The sequence below is a fragment of the Okibacterium sp. AC114 genome (genome assembly GCF_979253355.1).
Map to the genome: position 1 here is coordinate 2,704,073 of NZ_CEEDBR010000001.1, position 14,398 is coordinate 2,718,470.

17 protein-coding genes are annotated in these 14,398 nt (G+C 67.6%); 6 read left to right on the forward strand and 11 right to left on the reverse strand.

The annotated features are described in order from the left end of the window. Nucleotides 1-267 precede the first annotated feature (267 nt). From ACZ6IE_RS12505 to ACZ6IE_RS12515, 3 genes are all read left to right on the forward strand, one after another. The gene (locus tag ACZ6IE_RS12505) at nucleotides 268-759 is read left to right on the forward strand and encodes an FBP domain-containing protein (RefSeq protein WP_464608211.1); all 492 of its coding nucleotides are present in this window, start codon (nucleotides 268-270) and stop codon (nucleotides 757-759) included. Nucleotides 760-882: 123 nt separating this feature from the next. Further along, nucleotides 883-2,946, forward strand: coding sequence for a bifunctional metallophosphatase/5'-nucleotidase (locus ACZ6IE_RS12510; protein WP_464608212.1), 2,064 nt, complete (start codon nucleotides 883-885; stop codon nucleotides 2,944-2,946). Between the two features lie 97 nt (nucleotides 2,947-3,043). Beyond that, on the forward strand, nucleotides 3,044-3,295 hold the full coding sequence (locus ACZ6IE_RS12515; protein ID WP_464608213.1) for a hypothetical protein: 252 nt from the start codon (nucleotides 3,044-3,046) through the stop codon (nucleotides 3,293-3,295). A gap of 10 nt (nucleotides 3,296-3,305) precedes the next feature. Here ACZ6IE_RS12515 and ACZ6IE_RS12520 read toward each other — a convergent pair whose 3' ends face one another. From ACZ6IE_RS12520 to ACZ6IE_RS12545, 6 genes are all read right to left on the reverse strand, one after another. Continuing rightward, nucleotides 3,306-4,469: a glycosyltransferase gene (locus tag ACZ6IE_RS12520; protein ID WP_464608214.1), complete on the reverse strand. Its 1,164-nt coding sequence runs from the start codon at nucleotides 4,467-4,469 to the stop codon at nucleotides 3,306-3,308. Nucleotides 4,470-4,661: 192 nt separating this feature from the next. Continuing rightward, nucleotides 4,662-5,327 (reverse strand): ScbR family autoregulator-binding transcription factor, encoded by a 666-nt coding sequence (locus tag ACZ6IE_RS12525; protein WP_464608215.1) that lies wholly within the window; start codon nucleotides 5,325-5,327, stop codon nucleotides 4,662-4,664. A 102-nt stretch (nucleotides 5,328-5,429) separates the two neighbouring features. Continuing rightward, on the reverse strand, nucleotides 5,430-6,356 hold the full coding sequence (locus ACZ6IE_RS12530; RefSeq protein ID WP_464608216.1) for a glycosyltransferase: 927 nt from the start codon (nucleotides 6,354-6,356) through the stop codon (nucleotides 5,430-5,432). Then, nucleotides 6,353-7,495, reverse strand: coding sequence for a hypothetical protein (locus tag ACZ6IE_RS12535; RefSeq protein WP_464608217.1), 1,143 nt, complete (start codon nucleotides 7,493-7,495; stop codon nucleotides 6,353-6,355). The genes ACZ6IE_RS12530 and ACZ6IE_RS12535 overlap by 4 nt, the downstream gene beginning before the upstream one ends. Before the next feature lie 20 nt (nucleotides 7,496-7,515). After that, nucleotides 7,516-7,701 (reverse strand): hypothetical protein, encoded by a 186-nt coding sequence (locus ACZ6IE_RS12540; RefSeq protein ID WP_464608218.1) that lies wholly within the window; start codon nucleotides 7,699-7,701, stop codon nucleotides 7,516-7,518. Nucleotides 7,702-7,788: 87 nt separating this feature from the next. Then, nucleotides 7,789-8,160 (reverse strand): sterol carrier family protein, encoded by a 372-nt coding sequence (locus ACZ6IE_RS12545; protein WP_464608219.1) that lies wholly within the window; start codon nucleotides 8,158-8,160, stop codon nucleotides 7,789-7,791. Between the two features lie 19 nt (nucleotides 8,161-8,179). On the opposite strand from ACZ6IE_RS12545, the gene purD reads away from it, so the two are divergent. After that, on the forward strand, nucleotides 8,180-9,496 hold the full coding sequence (gene purD, locus ACZ6IE_RS12550; RefSeq protein WP_464608220.1) for a phosphoribosylamine--glycine ligase: 1,317 nt from the start codon (nucleotides 8,180-8,182) through the stop codon (nucleotides 9,494-9,496). A 323-nt stretch (nucleotides 9,497-9,819) separates the two neighbouring features. On the opposite strand, the gene ACZ6IE_RS12555 is transcribed toward purD, so the two are convergent. The 5 genes from ACZ6IE_RS12555 to ACZ6IE_RS12575 form a co-directional block, all read right to left on the reverse strand. Continuing rightward, on the reverse strand, nucleotides 9,820-10,185 hold the full coding sequence (locus ACZ6IE_RS12555; RefSeq protein WP_464608221.1) for a hypothetical protein: 366 nt from the start codon (nucleotides 10,183-10,185) through the stop codon (nucleotides 9,820-9,822). 322 nt (nucleotides 10,186-10,507) lie between these two features. Beyond that, nucleotides 10,508-10,741 carry a helix-turn-helix domain-containing protein gene (locus ACZ6IE_RS12560; RefSeq protein WP_464608222.1) on the reverse strand — a complete coding sequence of 78 codons (234 nt, stop codon included), beginning with the start codon at nucleotides 10,739-10,741 and terminating at the stop codon, nucleotides 10,508-10,510. A gap of 86 nt (nucleotides 10,742-10,827) precedes the next feature. Then, the gene (locus ACZ6IE_RS12565) at nucleotides 10,828-11,127 is read right to left on the reverse strand and encodes a DUF4287 domain-containing protein (protein WP_464608223.1); all 300 of its coding nucleotides are present in this window, start codon (nucleotides 11,125-11,127) and stop codon (nucleotides 10,828-10,830) included. Between the two features lie 13 nt (nucleotides 11,128-11,140). Beyond that, the gene (locus ACZ6IE_RS12570) at nucleotides 11,141-11,902 is read right to left on the reverse strand and encodes a LysM peptidoglycan-binding domain-containing protein (protein ID WP_464608224.1); all 762 of its coding nucleotides are present in this window, start codon (nucleotides 11,900-11,902) and stop codon (nucleotides 11,141-11,143) included. A gap of 119 nt (nucleotides 11,903-12,021) precedes the next feature. Continuing rightward, on the reverse strand, nucleotides 12,022-12,930 hold the full coding sequence (locus ACZ6IE_RS12575) for a LysM peptidoglycan-binding domain-containing protein (protein WP_464608225.1): 909 nt from the start codon (nucleotides 12,928-12,930) through the stop codon (nucleotides 12,022-12,024). Between the two features lie 205 nt (nucleotides 12,931-13,135). Here ACZ6IE_RS12575 and ACZ6IE_RS12580 point away from each other — a divergent pair, with 205 nt between their 5' ends. After that, a complete protein-coding gene (locus ACZ6IE_RS12580; protein ID WP_464608226.1) occupies nucleotides 13,136-14,110 on the forward strand; it encodes a hypothetical protein in 975 nt (324 codons plus the stop codon). After that, on the forward strand, nucleotides 14,107-14,328 hold the full coding sequence (locus tag ACZ6IE_RS12585; protein ID WP_464608227.1) for a hypothetical protein: 222 nt from the start codon (nucleotides 14,107-14,109) through the stop codon (nucleotides 14,326-14,328). The genes ACZ6IE_RS12580 and ACZ6IE_RS12585 overlap by 4 nt, the downstream gene beginning before the upstream one ends. The last annotated feature ends 70 nt before the right edge of the window (nucleotides 14,329-14,398 follow it).

Consider the following 14,398-nt stretch of genomic DNA (forward strand, 5'->3'; position numbering starts at 1 on the left):
GGCGTATACTCGCCGACGTGAGTCTGACCGTTTCGAACCTGCCCGCGGGGCGTCTGGGGGTTGCCGGCGTATCGTTCGCCGGCATCAGGTAGCCGCCTTTCCCGGTGTTTCCGGCGCCACTCGGCGCCACCCCGCCGCGGTTGCCCGCGCCCGCTCGACAGGAGTGGGCCCGATGCGTGCACCCGGCATCCGCGAATCAGCAGAGTACGAGAACGAGTAAGACACGAGCGCATCGACGCTCGTGCGACCCAGACAAGGCGATCACCCATGCTTCCCCTGACGGAAAAAGACATCCGAGCATCCTTCATCAACGCGTCGCAGCGCGAGCGCAAGGAGCTCAACCTGCCCGCCCACCTCGACAGCATCGACTGGGAGGCCATCGACTATCTCGGATGGCGTGATCCCAAGGCCCCGGCCCAGGGTTACGTGGTGCTGCACCTCGACGGTGTGGCAACCGGCATCCTGCTGCGGAAGGGTGACGTGCAACCGCGCACCCGACCGCAGTGCGCCTGGTGCGAAGACGTGGAATTGCCCAACGACGTGGCGTTCTTCAGCGTCAAGCGCGGCGGAGCAGCCGGGCGACGCGGCGACACCGTCGGCACGCTCGTGTGCGCCGACTTCGAATGCTCGGTCGACGTGCGCCGCCGCCCGACGGTCGCCTACGTGGGCTTCGACGTCGAGGCCGCGAAACAGCACCGCATCGACGTGTTGCGCGAGCGTTCGCAGAGCTTCGTGCGCGGCATCCGCGGCACCGATTAGCGACTGCGCCTCAAACATCACCCTTCGATAACGTTTACCCCCCGAAAGGGTGTCGTAACGTCCCGTTCACAAGGGGTGGATAGGTTCTCTCACATCCACCACTTTTCTTGAGACAGGACAACTATGCGCTTACATCGCATCGTCGGCATCGTGGCGTTGACGGGGCTCGGCATCGTCGCCGCAGCACCCGCCACCGCCGCACCCGCCGCAGCCGGTGACACCGTCGAGCTCACACTGCTCGCCACCACCGACACCCACGGACACGTGTTCAACTGGGACTACTTCGCCAACGCCGAATACACGAAGGACGCCGACATCCTCGGCCTCACGCGTGTGGGAACGGTCGTCGACGAGGTGCGCGCCGCCAAGGGTGCCGAATCCGTCATGGTCTTCGACAACGGCGACGCCATGCAGGGCACGCCCCTCACCTACTACTACGGCATGGGGGATGGCGCAGCCAGCGTTCTCGACAACACCATCGAGCACCCCATGGCCCAGGCTTTCAACGCCATCGGCTACGACGCCCAGGTCGTGGGAAACCACGAGTACAACTACGGCCTCGACATGCTGAGCGCCTATGAGAACGACCTGCAGGCACCGCTCCTCGGCGCCAACGTGATCGACGCGAAGACGGATGCTCCGTACCACAAGCCCTACGAGCTCATCGAGCGCACCATCGACGGCAAGCAGGTCACCGTGGGCGTGCTCGGCGTGGTCACGCCCGGCATCCGCATCTGGGACAAAGCAAATGTCGAAGGCATCCTCGAATTCGATGACATGGTCGAGACCGCCAAGAAGTGGGTGCCCGAGATCGAGGCGCAGGCCGACGTCGTCGTCGTGCTCGCCCACACCGGCCAGGGCACCGTCGCCGACGCCGACTACGTGCCCGCCGACCTGAACGAAGACGTGGCCAACAACATCGCCACGCAGGTGCCCGGCATCGACGTGCTCGTCGCCGGCCACAGCCACCAGGACAAGCCCGAGACCGTGCTCACCAACGTGGCCGGCGAGAAGGTTCTCATCACGCAGCCGAACTATTGGGCGCGCGGCGTGACCGAAACCACGCTCAACCTGGTCGAAGACGCCTCGGGCAACTTCGACGTGGACTGGTCGGATGCGGCCAAACCCACCGTCAAACCGCACTACGGCAAGGACACCCCCACCGAGAGCCAGAAGGTCGTGGCGGCGCTGCAGGACGAGCACCAGCAGACCATCGACTACGTGAACACGCCCGTCGCCCGCTCGACCGAGGCGCTGCCCGCCGAGACCTCGCGTTACGAGGACACGGCGATCATCGACTTCATCAACTACGTGCAGGCCGACACGGTCGAGACGGCCCTCGACGGCGGCCCGCTGGCCGACATCCCAGTCATCTCGCAGGCCTCGCCGTTCTCGCGCACCGCCATGTTCCCCGAGGGCGAGGTCACGATTCGCGATATCGCCGGCCTCTACATCTATGAGAACACCCTGCGCGGCGTGCAGATCACGGGCGCTCAGCTGCGCGAGTATCTCGAATTCTCGGCGCGGTACTTCAACCAGGTCGCCCCCGGCGCGACGTTCGACCCGGCCACGGGCACCAACGCCGTGACGGCCGACCGCCCCACGGGCATCCCCGACTACAACTACGACGCCCTGTCGGGTGTCGACTACGAGATCAACATCTCGCAGCCGGTCGGATCGCGCATCCAGGGCCTGTCCTACGCCGACGGCAGCGCCATCGCCGACGACGACCAGTTCGTGCTCGCCGTGAACAACTACCGCCAGTCGGGCGGTGGCGGGTTCCCGGCCGTGGCCGACGCCCCCATCGTCTACGACGAACTGCAAGAGATCCGTCAGCTGCTGATCGACTGGGCCGGCGCGCGCGGCACGATCGACCCCGCCGACTTCTTCGTGCAGAACTGGGCCCTGTCGACGGCCGCCGTCGTGGCACCCGAGCCGACGCCGGTCCCGACCGACCCGGCCGACCCGACCGACCCCGCCACTCCGGCCCCCGGCACGGGTGACGAAGCGGGTTCCGGCTCGGGCACCGGCACCGGCTCCGCCAGCGCGGGATCCGGCTCCAACGCGGGCTCGCTCGCGAACTCGGGCGCCGAGAACGGCGCGCTCGCCCTGGGCGCGGCCGCTCTGCTCCTGATGCTCGGCGCCGGCTCGACCGTGATCGCGCGTCGACGCCGCCAGCGGGCATAAACTCGGCACGACCTCAGCGCGAGGGGCGCTCACCGGATGCGGTGGGCGCCCCTCGTCGCTTCCGTCCCCGTCTGATCACCCAACCCGAGGAGAACTCGTGAACGACGTCGACCCCTACGGCCTGCCGACGTTCCCGGGCGAGGACGTTCTCGACGGGTGGGTCGACCACTCCGAGATCCAGCTGCGCGATGTGCGCGTCTTCACGCGCGGCAGCCTCACGGCGACGCTCATCTCGCATCCGGGCGTCTGGGATGTCATCGTCAGCGACGGCGCGGGCAACGTCGAGTTCCTCGTGGCCGATGTCGAAGACGTCGCGCCCACGCTGTACGAGGTCGCGCGCCGCCTCTAGGCGAGGGCGCTCAGGCGGTTGCGCGCACGTCGGCGGTTTCGATGTTGCCGGCGAGGATTCGATCGAGTAAGCGTTCGTACCCGTCGACCATTCGCGTGACGGTGTAGGGCGCTGCGGATGCCTCCACCCGGGTGCGGTCGCGGCGGCGGGCCGTGCGGATGGCACGGCCGAGCGAGGCGGCGCTGTCGTCGCGAGCCAGTGCGCCGTTGGCGGTCGAGATGAGCTCCGGGAGGGCGCCGTTCGGCAGGGCCGCGACCGGGGTGCCGAGTCGCAGCGCCTCGACCACCGAGAGTCCGAAGGGTTCGGCCCAGAGTGGTGACGCCACGAAGACCGAGGCGGCGGCGAGGAAGCGGTCGAGCTCGTCGGAGTCGAGGTGACCGACATAGGTCGCTCCCCGGCCGAGCAGGGGTTCGATGTCTTCCTCGAAGTAGCGCGGGTCGGCGATCGGCCCGGCGATGCGCAGCTCGATCCCCGCGCGCGCGGCGGCCTCGATGGCCACGTGCAAACCCTTTTCGGGCGTAATACGTGCAGCCCAGGCGGCGTAGGGGGTCGGGGTGACGGGGTCGGCGTAAGCACGGGCCCCGCTGTCGGCGAACCCGGCTACGGCTTCGCTCAGCGTCGCGGCGAGGTCGGCGGCGTCGGCATCGGCCGGGGTGACCCCCTCGGCGGAGGCCGGGCGGGGCAGCACGCCGTTGTGCACGACGTGCACCTCGGGCAGGATCAAGCGCCAGGGTGCGGCATTCGACTCGGACACCGTGACGAAGAGGTGTTGCGGCGAGGGCGTCCACCCCGGGCTCGTGACGATGGCGTTGACGTCCGCGAGCGTCGGCGGCGTGTGAAGAATCGTCAACATCGGCAGGTGTCGCATATGCGTATAGGGCAACACACTGAGCGAGTTGTTGATGACGATATCGAAATCGCCCTCACTGATGATCTGGATGCTGTGGTGCACGGCCTCGGCCAGGAAGCCCTTCTGCTGCACCCGCACGAGCGGCGACGCCGCGAACACGAACTCGAAGTCCGCGGGCACGAGCGGATACACCGCGGCCGTCGTCTCAGAGCCTTCCTTCGCAAAGAGCGTCACGTCGTGACCGCGCGCCACAAGCTCATCCGCCAAGATCGCCGTATGGGTCTCGGTTCCGCCCTGAAAAGGCTCGGCGATCGGGTGATGCATGTGGCACAACACGGCGATTCTCATCTGCGGGCGGGTCTCCGTTTCTCGCGGGGGTGGGACGGCGACAACGCCGGAGCGGGACTCGGCCCACTAGCCGATCATCGCCGAGAAGCGCTTCTCGGAGAAGGCCTTGCGAGAAGTGTTCACCGGGGGTACAACTCGGCGTGACACGCCCGAAACACGGCCGGAGGCTCAGGAACGCTCGGGGGGCTCCGTGGCGAAGAGTTCGGCCGCCTCCGCGAGGTAGGAATCCACGCGGTCCGCTTCGACGAGTCCCCGCAAGACGACCCCCCACATGACGTCCAGGGCGGCGTAGACATCCGCCCGGCCCGTCAAGACGTTCGAGACGACGTGGGTTCCCGTGAAGGTGGCCACGATCATGCGGCTCAGCTGCGCGGCCTCGAAATCCCGGCGCAGGATGCCGCGCCCGGCGGCCAGCTCCACCAGGTCGGTGATGCCGCCGATCCAGTCGGCGTAGAAGCCGTTCGTGGGCGCCGACAGCGTTCCCTGCTCCATCGAGAGCCGGATGCCGGCCCGCACGACCGCGTCGGTGAGCAGCTGATCGGCTATGGCTTTCGATCCGTGCAGAAGGGTCTGCACGGTGTCGTGGCCACGGCCCGCCTGCTCGAGCGAACTGAACGTGCGCGCGTTCTGTTCGGTGATGATCGCGAGCGCCAGCTGCTCCTTCGAGGGGAAGTAGAAGTAGAGCGACCCCATGGTCGCGTTCGATTCGCGCGCGATGTCGCTCAGGCTCGCCTGCGCGAAGCCGACGCGGTCGAAGACGCGTGAGGCACCCTCGAGCAGCGCGCGCCGTCGTTCGCGGCCTCGCTGCTGCTGGGGCGCTCGTCCTGTCTCCATGCTGGTCCGATCTCGTCCCCCGACTGGCCTTCCATGATATGTGCCCCGGCCTGTCGGCTCGTCAAAGGCTGCGGGCGCAGATGCCCGTGCCATCGCGGAGAGTCAGGGGCGCAGCATCCGCTCGTAGTCGCCCGTAGCCGGGTCGAGGCGCACGAGCCCGCGCTCGACGAACTGGTCGAGCCAGCCCTGCATGGGCCAGAATCCCCAGCGCTCGGCGAAGAGCGAGCCATTGCGCACGATGTCGTCGACGTGCTGCACCGGCGGGTTCGTCGTCGGGTGGTACTGGTGGAACGCCTCGGCGCCCCCCACCCAGCGCAGGGGCACCCCGGCCTCACGAGCGGTCACCGCGAAATCGGTGTCCTCGCCGCCATACCCCGTGTAGCCCTCGAAGAATCCGCCGATCCTTCGCCACGTGTCGGGGGTGGTGGCGAAGGAGAGGGACCAGAAGGCGAGGTGGTCGCCGGGGCTGGTCTGGCCGACATCCAGGCGCGGGCGGAAGCCGTGGAAACGGGCCGCGTCGGCGAACAGGCCGGGGCGGTCGTAGTCGGTGCCCTCTGGCAGGTAACCGACCGCGCCACAGACCAGGTCGTCCGGATGTGCGCGCACGGCCTCGTCATAGCGCGCGAAGAGACCGGATGCGGGCAGGCAGTCGACGTCGAGGAACACGAGCACCTCGGCACCCCGTTCGCGAGCGGCCGCGGCGCCGGCGTTGCGGGCCGCCGCCAGCGGCAGGTGAGCACCCGTCGAGGGGCACTCGATGACGAGGGTGCGCGGTCGGTCGGCGTAGCGCTGGGCTACGGCCGGGTCGTCCATGGCGACGATAATGTGCAGCTCGGGGACAGCCCCCGCGCTGTCGATGGCCGCGAGCTGGCGCGCCAGGTGCTGCTCGCGCCCGTGCACGATCGTGATGAGAGTCAGGCCCGTGACGATGCGCGGCGTGTGCCGCCGGCTCACTTCGACGGCGGGCTTCACGTGCGATTGCGAGTCGCGCTGCGGTTGCTGCGGCGCGGCCTCCGTCGGATCAGTCATGAGCGATCCTCGGCGACGTCGCGGATGACCTGTGCCGCACGCTCGGCCGCGGCGCCGTCGACCCAGGCCGCCCACCCGTCGCCGTCGGCTGCCTCGAGTCGAGCGGCGAGTGCGGTCCAATCGGCGATCTCGGCACTCTCGGGAGTCATGACCTCGACGGGCAGGTCGGAGGCTGCGAGCGCCGCCGCCATGGATTCCTGCTCGGCGAACGGGCGCTCTTCTGCCACGAGCACCGCGGGCACCCGAGCCGAGGCGATCTCGGCGACGGCATTCTGCCCGCAATGCGAAAAGACGAGGGATGCTCGAGCCAGCGCGGCCTCGACCTGCGCCGCCGAGGCATCCACCAATTCGGTGAAGCGACGATCGGGCAGCGCAGCGCGCGCCGCCCGCACGACGGCAGCCAGGGCCCCGGGGCCGGTCCCGCCCGTCCCCGAGAAAACGAGAATCTCTCCCGGAGCCGGAGCCGGAGCCGGAACCGGAGCCAGCGAGCTGCCGGCCGACGACGTATCGCTGGCCGAGCTCCGAGGGCGCCGCGCATTTTCTACACCCGCAATCTGTCTTCCGCGCCCGCCGTCGGTGGTGGTGTCAGTGCTGGTGTCTGAGTCGGTGTCGCCTTGTCGTCCAGCGACATCGAACCGGCTGAGCGCGCCGACGGTCGCGAGGCGCTCCCCGAGCGGCTCCGCCGTCTGCAAGACATCGAAGTCCGCCGGCCAGAACCCGATCACGCGATCGGCGATGCGATAAGCCAGACGGTGTGCCTCGTCATCCCGCCGCCCGGGTTGGGCAACGACCACGACGGGGATGCCGTGGAGCCGCGCCAGGAGCGCGACCTCGACCGACACATCGGTCACGAGCGCGCGCGGACGGGCCTGCTCGAACCAGGCGGACAGGGCCGCCGCCCGCGCTCGAACCCCGGCCGCCCGCCGCGGGACCCAGTGCAGGGCCCCGCGCGCGGTCGGATCGACAGGTTTGTCGGTGTCGGGACCGGTGTCGGCGGGCAACTGAAGCCAGTCGCCCGTCCACGCGGCGGGTCGTGCGAGCGACGAGAGCCCGGTGAGTTCGTCGCCGAGCACCCGGGCGAGCGCGCTGGCGCGGCTCAGGTGCCCGGACCCGTGATGGTGGACGTAGTAGCCGATCATGCGGTCCTTACTGAGGGGAGTTACTTGTCGAGCGTGTCGCTGCTCTCCTGGGCGGCCAGCGGCTGCTCGTCGGCCGCGTGCTCGGCGGCTTCGGTGGCCTCGTCGACCTTGTCGTCCGAGACGCCCGACGATGACTGGTCGGGTTCGTTGAGCGATTCGACGGTCTCGTCGGGGTGCGCTTCGTGTGCGTCGTTGTGGTGGTCCATGTCGAGCTCCTTACGTGTCGGAATGGTGCTCTTCAACCATCCGTCATCGCCCGCCTCACGTATAGCGGGTTGCGTTCGCCGACATTCTCACTGCGGTCGACGGAGGATGGGCAACTCGCCCGTGAGGTCGGCTCGCGAACCGGAGGCGTGCACGCGGCCGGCGGCCACCGCATCCGCCCACGCTTCTCGGCCCGTGGCGAGGGCAAGCCAGGTGGCGGCATCCATCTCGACGACGTTGGGCGGGGTTCCGCGCGTGTGGCGGGGGCCTTCGATGCACTGCACGGCACCGAACGGTGGCACGCGCACCTCGAGCGTGTTGCCTTCGGCGCGTTCGGCGAGCAGCTGCAGCGTGTAGCGCACGGCCGTGGCGGTGTCGTCGCGCGCGGGCTTCGGCTCGGCCTGCAGGGCTCGATAGACGGATGCCTCACCAAAATCATCGGGGATACGCGCGCGTGCCATGCCCAATAGGCTAGTACCCGTGAAAATCCTCGTACTGGGCTCCGGTGCCCGTGAGCACGCCATCGTCCTGTCCCTGCTCGGCGAAGAGGCCGGCCACGACATCCAGGCGGCCCCCGGCAACGCGGGTATCGCGCTGGATGTGCCCGTGGTCGAGCTCGACGCCAACGACCCCGTCGCGGTCACCAATCACGCCATCGCGTGGGGTGCCGACCTCGTCGTCGTGGGCCCCGAAGCTCCCCTGGTGGCGGGTGTCGCCGACGAGTTGCGCGAGCAGGGCATCCCCGTTTTCGGGCCCGGCAAGGCTGCCGCGGCGCTCGAGGGGTCGAAGACATTCGCGAAGCGCATCATGGAGGCCGCGAACGTGCCGACGGGTCGCGCGGTTCGCGCGGGCACGCTGGCCGAGGCCACGGCCGCGATCGACGAGTTCGGCGCGCCGTATGTGGTGAAGGCGGACGGTCTGGCCGCTGGCAAGGGTGTCTTGGTCTCGGAGGATCGCGAGGCGGCTATCGCCCACGCCGCCCACTGGTTGCAGCACGGCAGCGTTTTGGTCGAGGAGTTCCTCGACGGCCAGGAGGTGTCGCTGTTCCTGGTGAGCGACGGGCACACGGTCGTTCCGCTGTCGCCGGCGCAGGACTACAAGCGCCTGGGCGACGGGGATGCCGGGCCCAACACGGGTGGCATGGGCGCGTACTCGCCGCTGCCGTGGCTTGACGACACGTTCGGCAGCGAGGAGGCGTTCACGCGCGAGGTCGTCGAGACGATCGCCCGCCCGGTGATCGCGCAGCTCGCGTCCGAGCGCACGCCGTTCATCGGTCTGCTCTATGCGGGGCTCATTCTCACCTCGAAGCGCGAGGGTGCCTCGGATAACGGCATCCGCGTGATCGAGTTCAACGCGCGTTTCGGCGACCCCGAGACGCAGGTCGTGTTGCCCCGCCTGGCTTCGCCGCTGTCGCAGCTGCTCTTCGCCGCCGCCACCGGAACGCTCGGCACCGTGCCCGCGCCGGCGTTCTCCGAGACCTCGGCCGTGACGGTCGTGCTGGCCAGCGAGAACTACCCCGACACCCCGATCACGGGCCGCCCGCTCACGGGTCTCGCCGAGGCATCCGCGCTCGAGCACGTGCATATTGCGCACGCCGCCACCCGCACCGCGGATGCTCCGGATGCTCCGGATGCTTCGGACGACACGCTCTTGGCTTCGGGGGGCCGCGTCCTGAGCGTCGTCGCGCTCGGTACCACGTTCACCGAGGCGCGCACCCGCGCCTACGACGCTCTCGGCCGCATCACGCTCGAGGGCGGCCAGTACCGCACCGATATCGCGGCCCGCGTCGCCGATTAGCGGCGGCGGCGCAGCCCAGCCGCATCGCTCTGAGTGGCGCGGGTTGTCTGGCGTCGCGGGCGGCGAGGTGCCTGAACGGACACCAAGTCGCGGTGAACTTTCGTGCGCCGCCCCTTAAAGACGACGTCTGGCGTCTCGTTCGAGGACCCGATTCAGACGGGCTTGTAGCCGTCGAGCGCGTGCCGACGGCGCCGCGTAGACAACTGAATATCGACCGGTCAAGGGATCTTGTTCTACCGCGTGTCCCCGCCGTCTCAATCGGGCCGATGCGATCTCGAAGATCTCCCTAGCCAATTCTTGGGATAGTTCGCTGTATACGGTCATTATCGTCGCCTCGCGTTCGTCGTTCGTTTCAGTGGCCGTGCGTCTGACAGCCGAGGATGCTGCGAGGACGTCTCGCCGATCAGCGTCGAGACGGCGATCACCAGTTCGTCGTCCTCGGTCAGGGCCCACGGAACGGTGATCGGAGCTCGGAGCGTGGAGAGCCCCACCTCGGATTCCTGGGCGACAGTGCTGACGGCCTTCTCACACGCCCAGGTGAATCGCGCCCACCACTGCTCGCGGCCAATCCACACTCGGGATCGGTGAGCGTTGAACCCGCCGAGGACGGCAGCGACCACGGCGGCAGCCGCACCCGTTGCCGATGCCCAGAACGTTGGATCGCCCGGCAGGGAGGGAGAATTGATCATGGAAGTAGCTGGCACTTTGTATCTTTCCCCCGCGCTGCGCTCGTGGACTCTCGCCCCGTGAGCCGCCGACTTGCGGCCTCGCTGCCAGTATGGGGGCGCCAAGAACGTGCCTGTTCGACACATCGAACTAGCGCCTGAGACTTAACTGGGATCGACCTATCGCGCCAGTTCGCTCGTCACGGCGGACGGCAGAAAGCACCAATGACGGGTCACCAAAAGATGCGGCCGAAGTTACGGTTTCGGATTGGCAAGGGACTGCCGAGCCAGAAAGTCTCAGCCACAACAAAGTGAGTGCCACGAATAAATGTGTGACGCCCGGATGTCATGATTCATTCTGACGTCGGCGGGGAGACTTCTCGACAACGTCGAATCCTGCGCCGAGCGCCGCGAACGTGTCCATCACTTTGGACATATCGACAGAAGGCTTGCCGTTTTCGAAGTCCAGCAGCCATCGTCTTGAAACGCCGGCAAGCGCAGCCAGCGCGGCTTGCGATAGCCCCGCATCTTCGCGCATGTTACGCAGGATCATGCCCGCCTCGCGAGGTGTCTGAAACATGCTCTCTCCGCCCGCCAGTGGTGCACGTGCGTGCACTGTACCAAAAGCGCACGATCGTGCACCCTGGATCGATGGGCGACCACACGCTACTCCCGGGTCGCTGGCTTGGACGCCTGGCCGTCGAGCCAGAGCGTCTCGGACTCGTCGCTGTGAGTGCCGCCCGACCCGACATGCTTCGGGTCGATAGCGGCACCCTTCTTGATCACGTGCACGAGGGCCATGCCGTGTCCACGACCCAGGTCGTAGTCATCCTTCAGCCAGGCGAGGATCTCGCCCGCCTTCACGGCCGGATCGTCATAACCCCTCCTCAGCGCGATAGTGACGAGCTGGCGCGGCGTGAGGCCGGTCTTCGTCTCGATGGCATCGAGGTAAGCCTGGAACGACATGATTCTCCTCTGGTCAGAAGCGGCGGGGCTGGGTGTAGTAGACCGCGCGTGCGGCGGGGGTGTCGACGAGGTTGAGAGTTTCACCCGACAGGATGAACGGGGCGCCGTCGCGGCGCGGGTTGAGTGCGAGCAGGTCCGGCACGGTGATTCCGAAGCGGTCGGCCACGGCGCGGAATGTGTCATCGCGCTCGACCGTGTATCGCACGGGGACCCCGTCCTCCTTCGTCGCGACTCCTTCCGCTCCGGCGGTGGGCCCCGTGGGATCGGTGACCACGGCCGGGGGACGGTTGGAGTGATAGGCCCACGTGACGGGGGCGATCGCGAGCACGCGCTCTATGCAGCCATCCGGGTCGTCGAAGTCTTGACGAATGAGGACGACTGATTGCAGCCAGCGCGGGTCGGCCGTGAACTGGCGGTCCCACCTCATGATCGACACGCGCGCGGCCGTCTCGTCGCCGACAGCCTCCTCACCTTCGGCGCCGAGCGCGCCCGGCCCAAAGTTGCCGCCCAGGAGCTCGTTGCACGCACCCGGCTCCACCGACGCGTCGGCGACCAGCCGCGGGAAGATACCCTCGCCCTGTGTGTTCTGGATCGCGGTGATGTCCAAGGCGACGGTGTCCTGGGTGCCGTAGACGATGTCGATATGCGCTGATACCGAACCGTCCGCGGCGGCGACATCGGCCGAGCCGAGCAGAGTGTTGACATCGAGGGGCGGATGCAGCGGGCGGAGGTCGAGGTCGTGTCGGAACGCCTGCTGCACATCGACGGTGGGCATCGAAGCATCCGCTCCGGGAGTTTCGGAAAGCCAAGACAGCGAGCATCCGGAGAGGAGGGCGGAGAGGGCGACAGCGCCGGCCAGAATGACCGCTGCACGGCTCCGTCGGGGGCGGTTCATCAGAAACCGTCCTGCGGGAACGTGCGGGCGCGACCCTGCGGCGTGTTCTCGAGGTTGAACGTCTCCCACTTCTCGGCCGTATAGGTGCCGGCGGCCGACTCGCGCAGCGGGTTGAGGAACAACAGGTCTTGCACCGTGAGGCCGAATCGGCCGGCGATCTGCCGCAGGTTGTCGCCGCCGCGCACCGTGTAGGTCGACAGGATGCCGTCGCGCAGGCCGGTCTCGCCAGCGGCTCCGATGGCCGGGCCCGCGTCGATGGCCGCGATATCGGGTCGGAGCGGCGGCAGCGTCCACGTGATCGTTCCGATCGCGAGGAGCGGGCGCTGGCATTCGTTCGGTGTCCATCCCTGCATGGGCCGCGTCAACGCGATGCCTCTGACGAACGACGGGTCGACCGTGAACGTCGACGCGCGGCTGCCGAGGGGGTAGGTGCTCGAGACCTCGGGATGGACGTCACGCACGGCCGCACCCACATACGAGTCGGCGCACGTTTCGCCGAACCTGAGGTCGAACGGCGTCACGACGAGCTCGACATCTCCGCCGGGCAACGCACGACCGTCGCTCGTCACGACGCGCATGGATGTTCCCGTGCCCGCCACGATCGACGCGTGCATCAGCGCGGCGCCGTCGCGGTCGACCAGATCGGCGATGCCCAGCTCCGTGCCCTCAGGGATAGCCGGAGGCTGAAAGGTCTTCTCGGCGACAGCCGGGCGAGCCGGGCCGCTGGGTTGCGGGGTCGCGGTCGGTTCGACAGGCTCGTGCGCGCGGATGCCAGGGAACGGCGGGAAGCAGGCCGTCGTGACGACGAGCACCACCACGGCCAGCGCGCCGCTCGCGAGCGTCCTGAGCGGCCGTCGGCGTCTCAGGCGCCTCGATAGGTCGACCGCAGAAGAGACAGCCCGTGCCATCTCCGTATGCGTCGGCTTCGACATCCCCACGGTTCTCCGCTTCCGGCGGAAGCCCCCTCCGCGCTGAGTCGATCCTAGGGGTCCCACGCGCTTTTCACCGTCGAAGATCCGAAAAAAGCTGGCTGTTGTTCGACGGGTCGAACGACCGCCCTTTCGAGGAGGTTAACGTTTGTGAAACACTGAAACATTGAAGGGATGAACTGTCATGAAGAAGAAAACCGGATCAGCTCGAACCGCCCTTGCATCCGCTTTGGGCGCACTTCTGGTGATCGCGCCTGCGACGGCCGCGCACGCAGACCAAAGCTCGGAGATTCTCGACGCGCTCTCTCGAGCAACGCCAAGCACCGTCAGCTCAGCGTCCCCCACTACGTCATCCGGTAACCATGCCGAGATCCTTACCGGCTCGCCCGCGGGGACGCACATGGCCATCCCGCGGGAAGCCACTGACGGACTGGGGATGGGCGTAGGCGAGAACCAGTTGTCAATCGGTCTCCCGTTCGCCAGCGAAGCTGAGGGCGCCCACCTGGAAAAGGCGGGGATTGTGTCTTATGACAATGGGAATGAATCGACCACAGTGCCCATCATGGGCGCAGACGGCGGCTTGCAAATCAATACAGTCCTGCGCAGCAGTCAAGCGCCCCGTCGATACGCTTACCCCCTTGATCTTCCTGATGGGCAGTCGCTCTCGCTGGCCAACAATGGCGGAGCCATTGTTGGCGATTCGACAGGCGCGTCCGTGCTCATCGCTCCACCCTGGGCAAAAGACGCGTCCGGATCGAGCGTTCCGACACACTATGAGATCGATGGCTCGACTCTCGTACAAGTTGTTGAGTTCACCGACGATGCAGCGTTTCCCGTGGTGGCCGACCCGCGCTTTTGGTGGGGCTGGAACGTCTTCGCAAGCAATCGGGCTGTCGACAAGGCTCTGAAACTCATCGGGGCCGGAACGGCCACGGTTGGCCTCGTCACCGCAGCACTCGGCATCGGCGGCGCCGCGGGCGCTGCTTCTGTTTCAGGCCTTGTTGCCGCACTGATGGCCTTCGGCTACGCCTTTCTCGACGGGTGCAACTACAACAACCGTGGCGTACTGCTCGGACAGTCCTGGGCGCTGAACGCGGTCCAATCGCTGTGGCCCGGGGTCAAACCGATGCCCGGCGGCTTCTTTTGTATTCCTCGATGAGCGGGGTCCTTGCCGCCGTGGTTGCAGTGGCCGCGGTGATTGTCACAGCCAGAGGTGCACGAGGGGGGTTTACGGCGTTCGTGGCGCTGCTTCTCGGCGTCGTTGCAGTGGTGGGCGCAAGCTTCGGTCAGGACCTCATTTCCATCGCATTCTCCGTGGCGTCGATACTGTGCAGCATCGCGGCGTTCCTCTCGTTTTCGAATCGCGAGCATCGCTGACCCCCAACGCATGACGCCTCCCGCGAAGGATCGACCCGTGAGTGCCGGGCCGATCCCGAGCGGCGGGCGT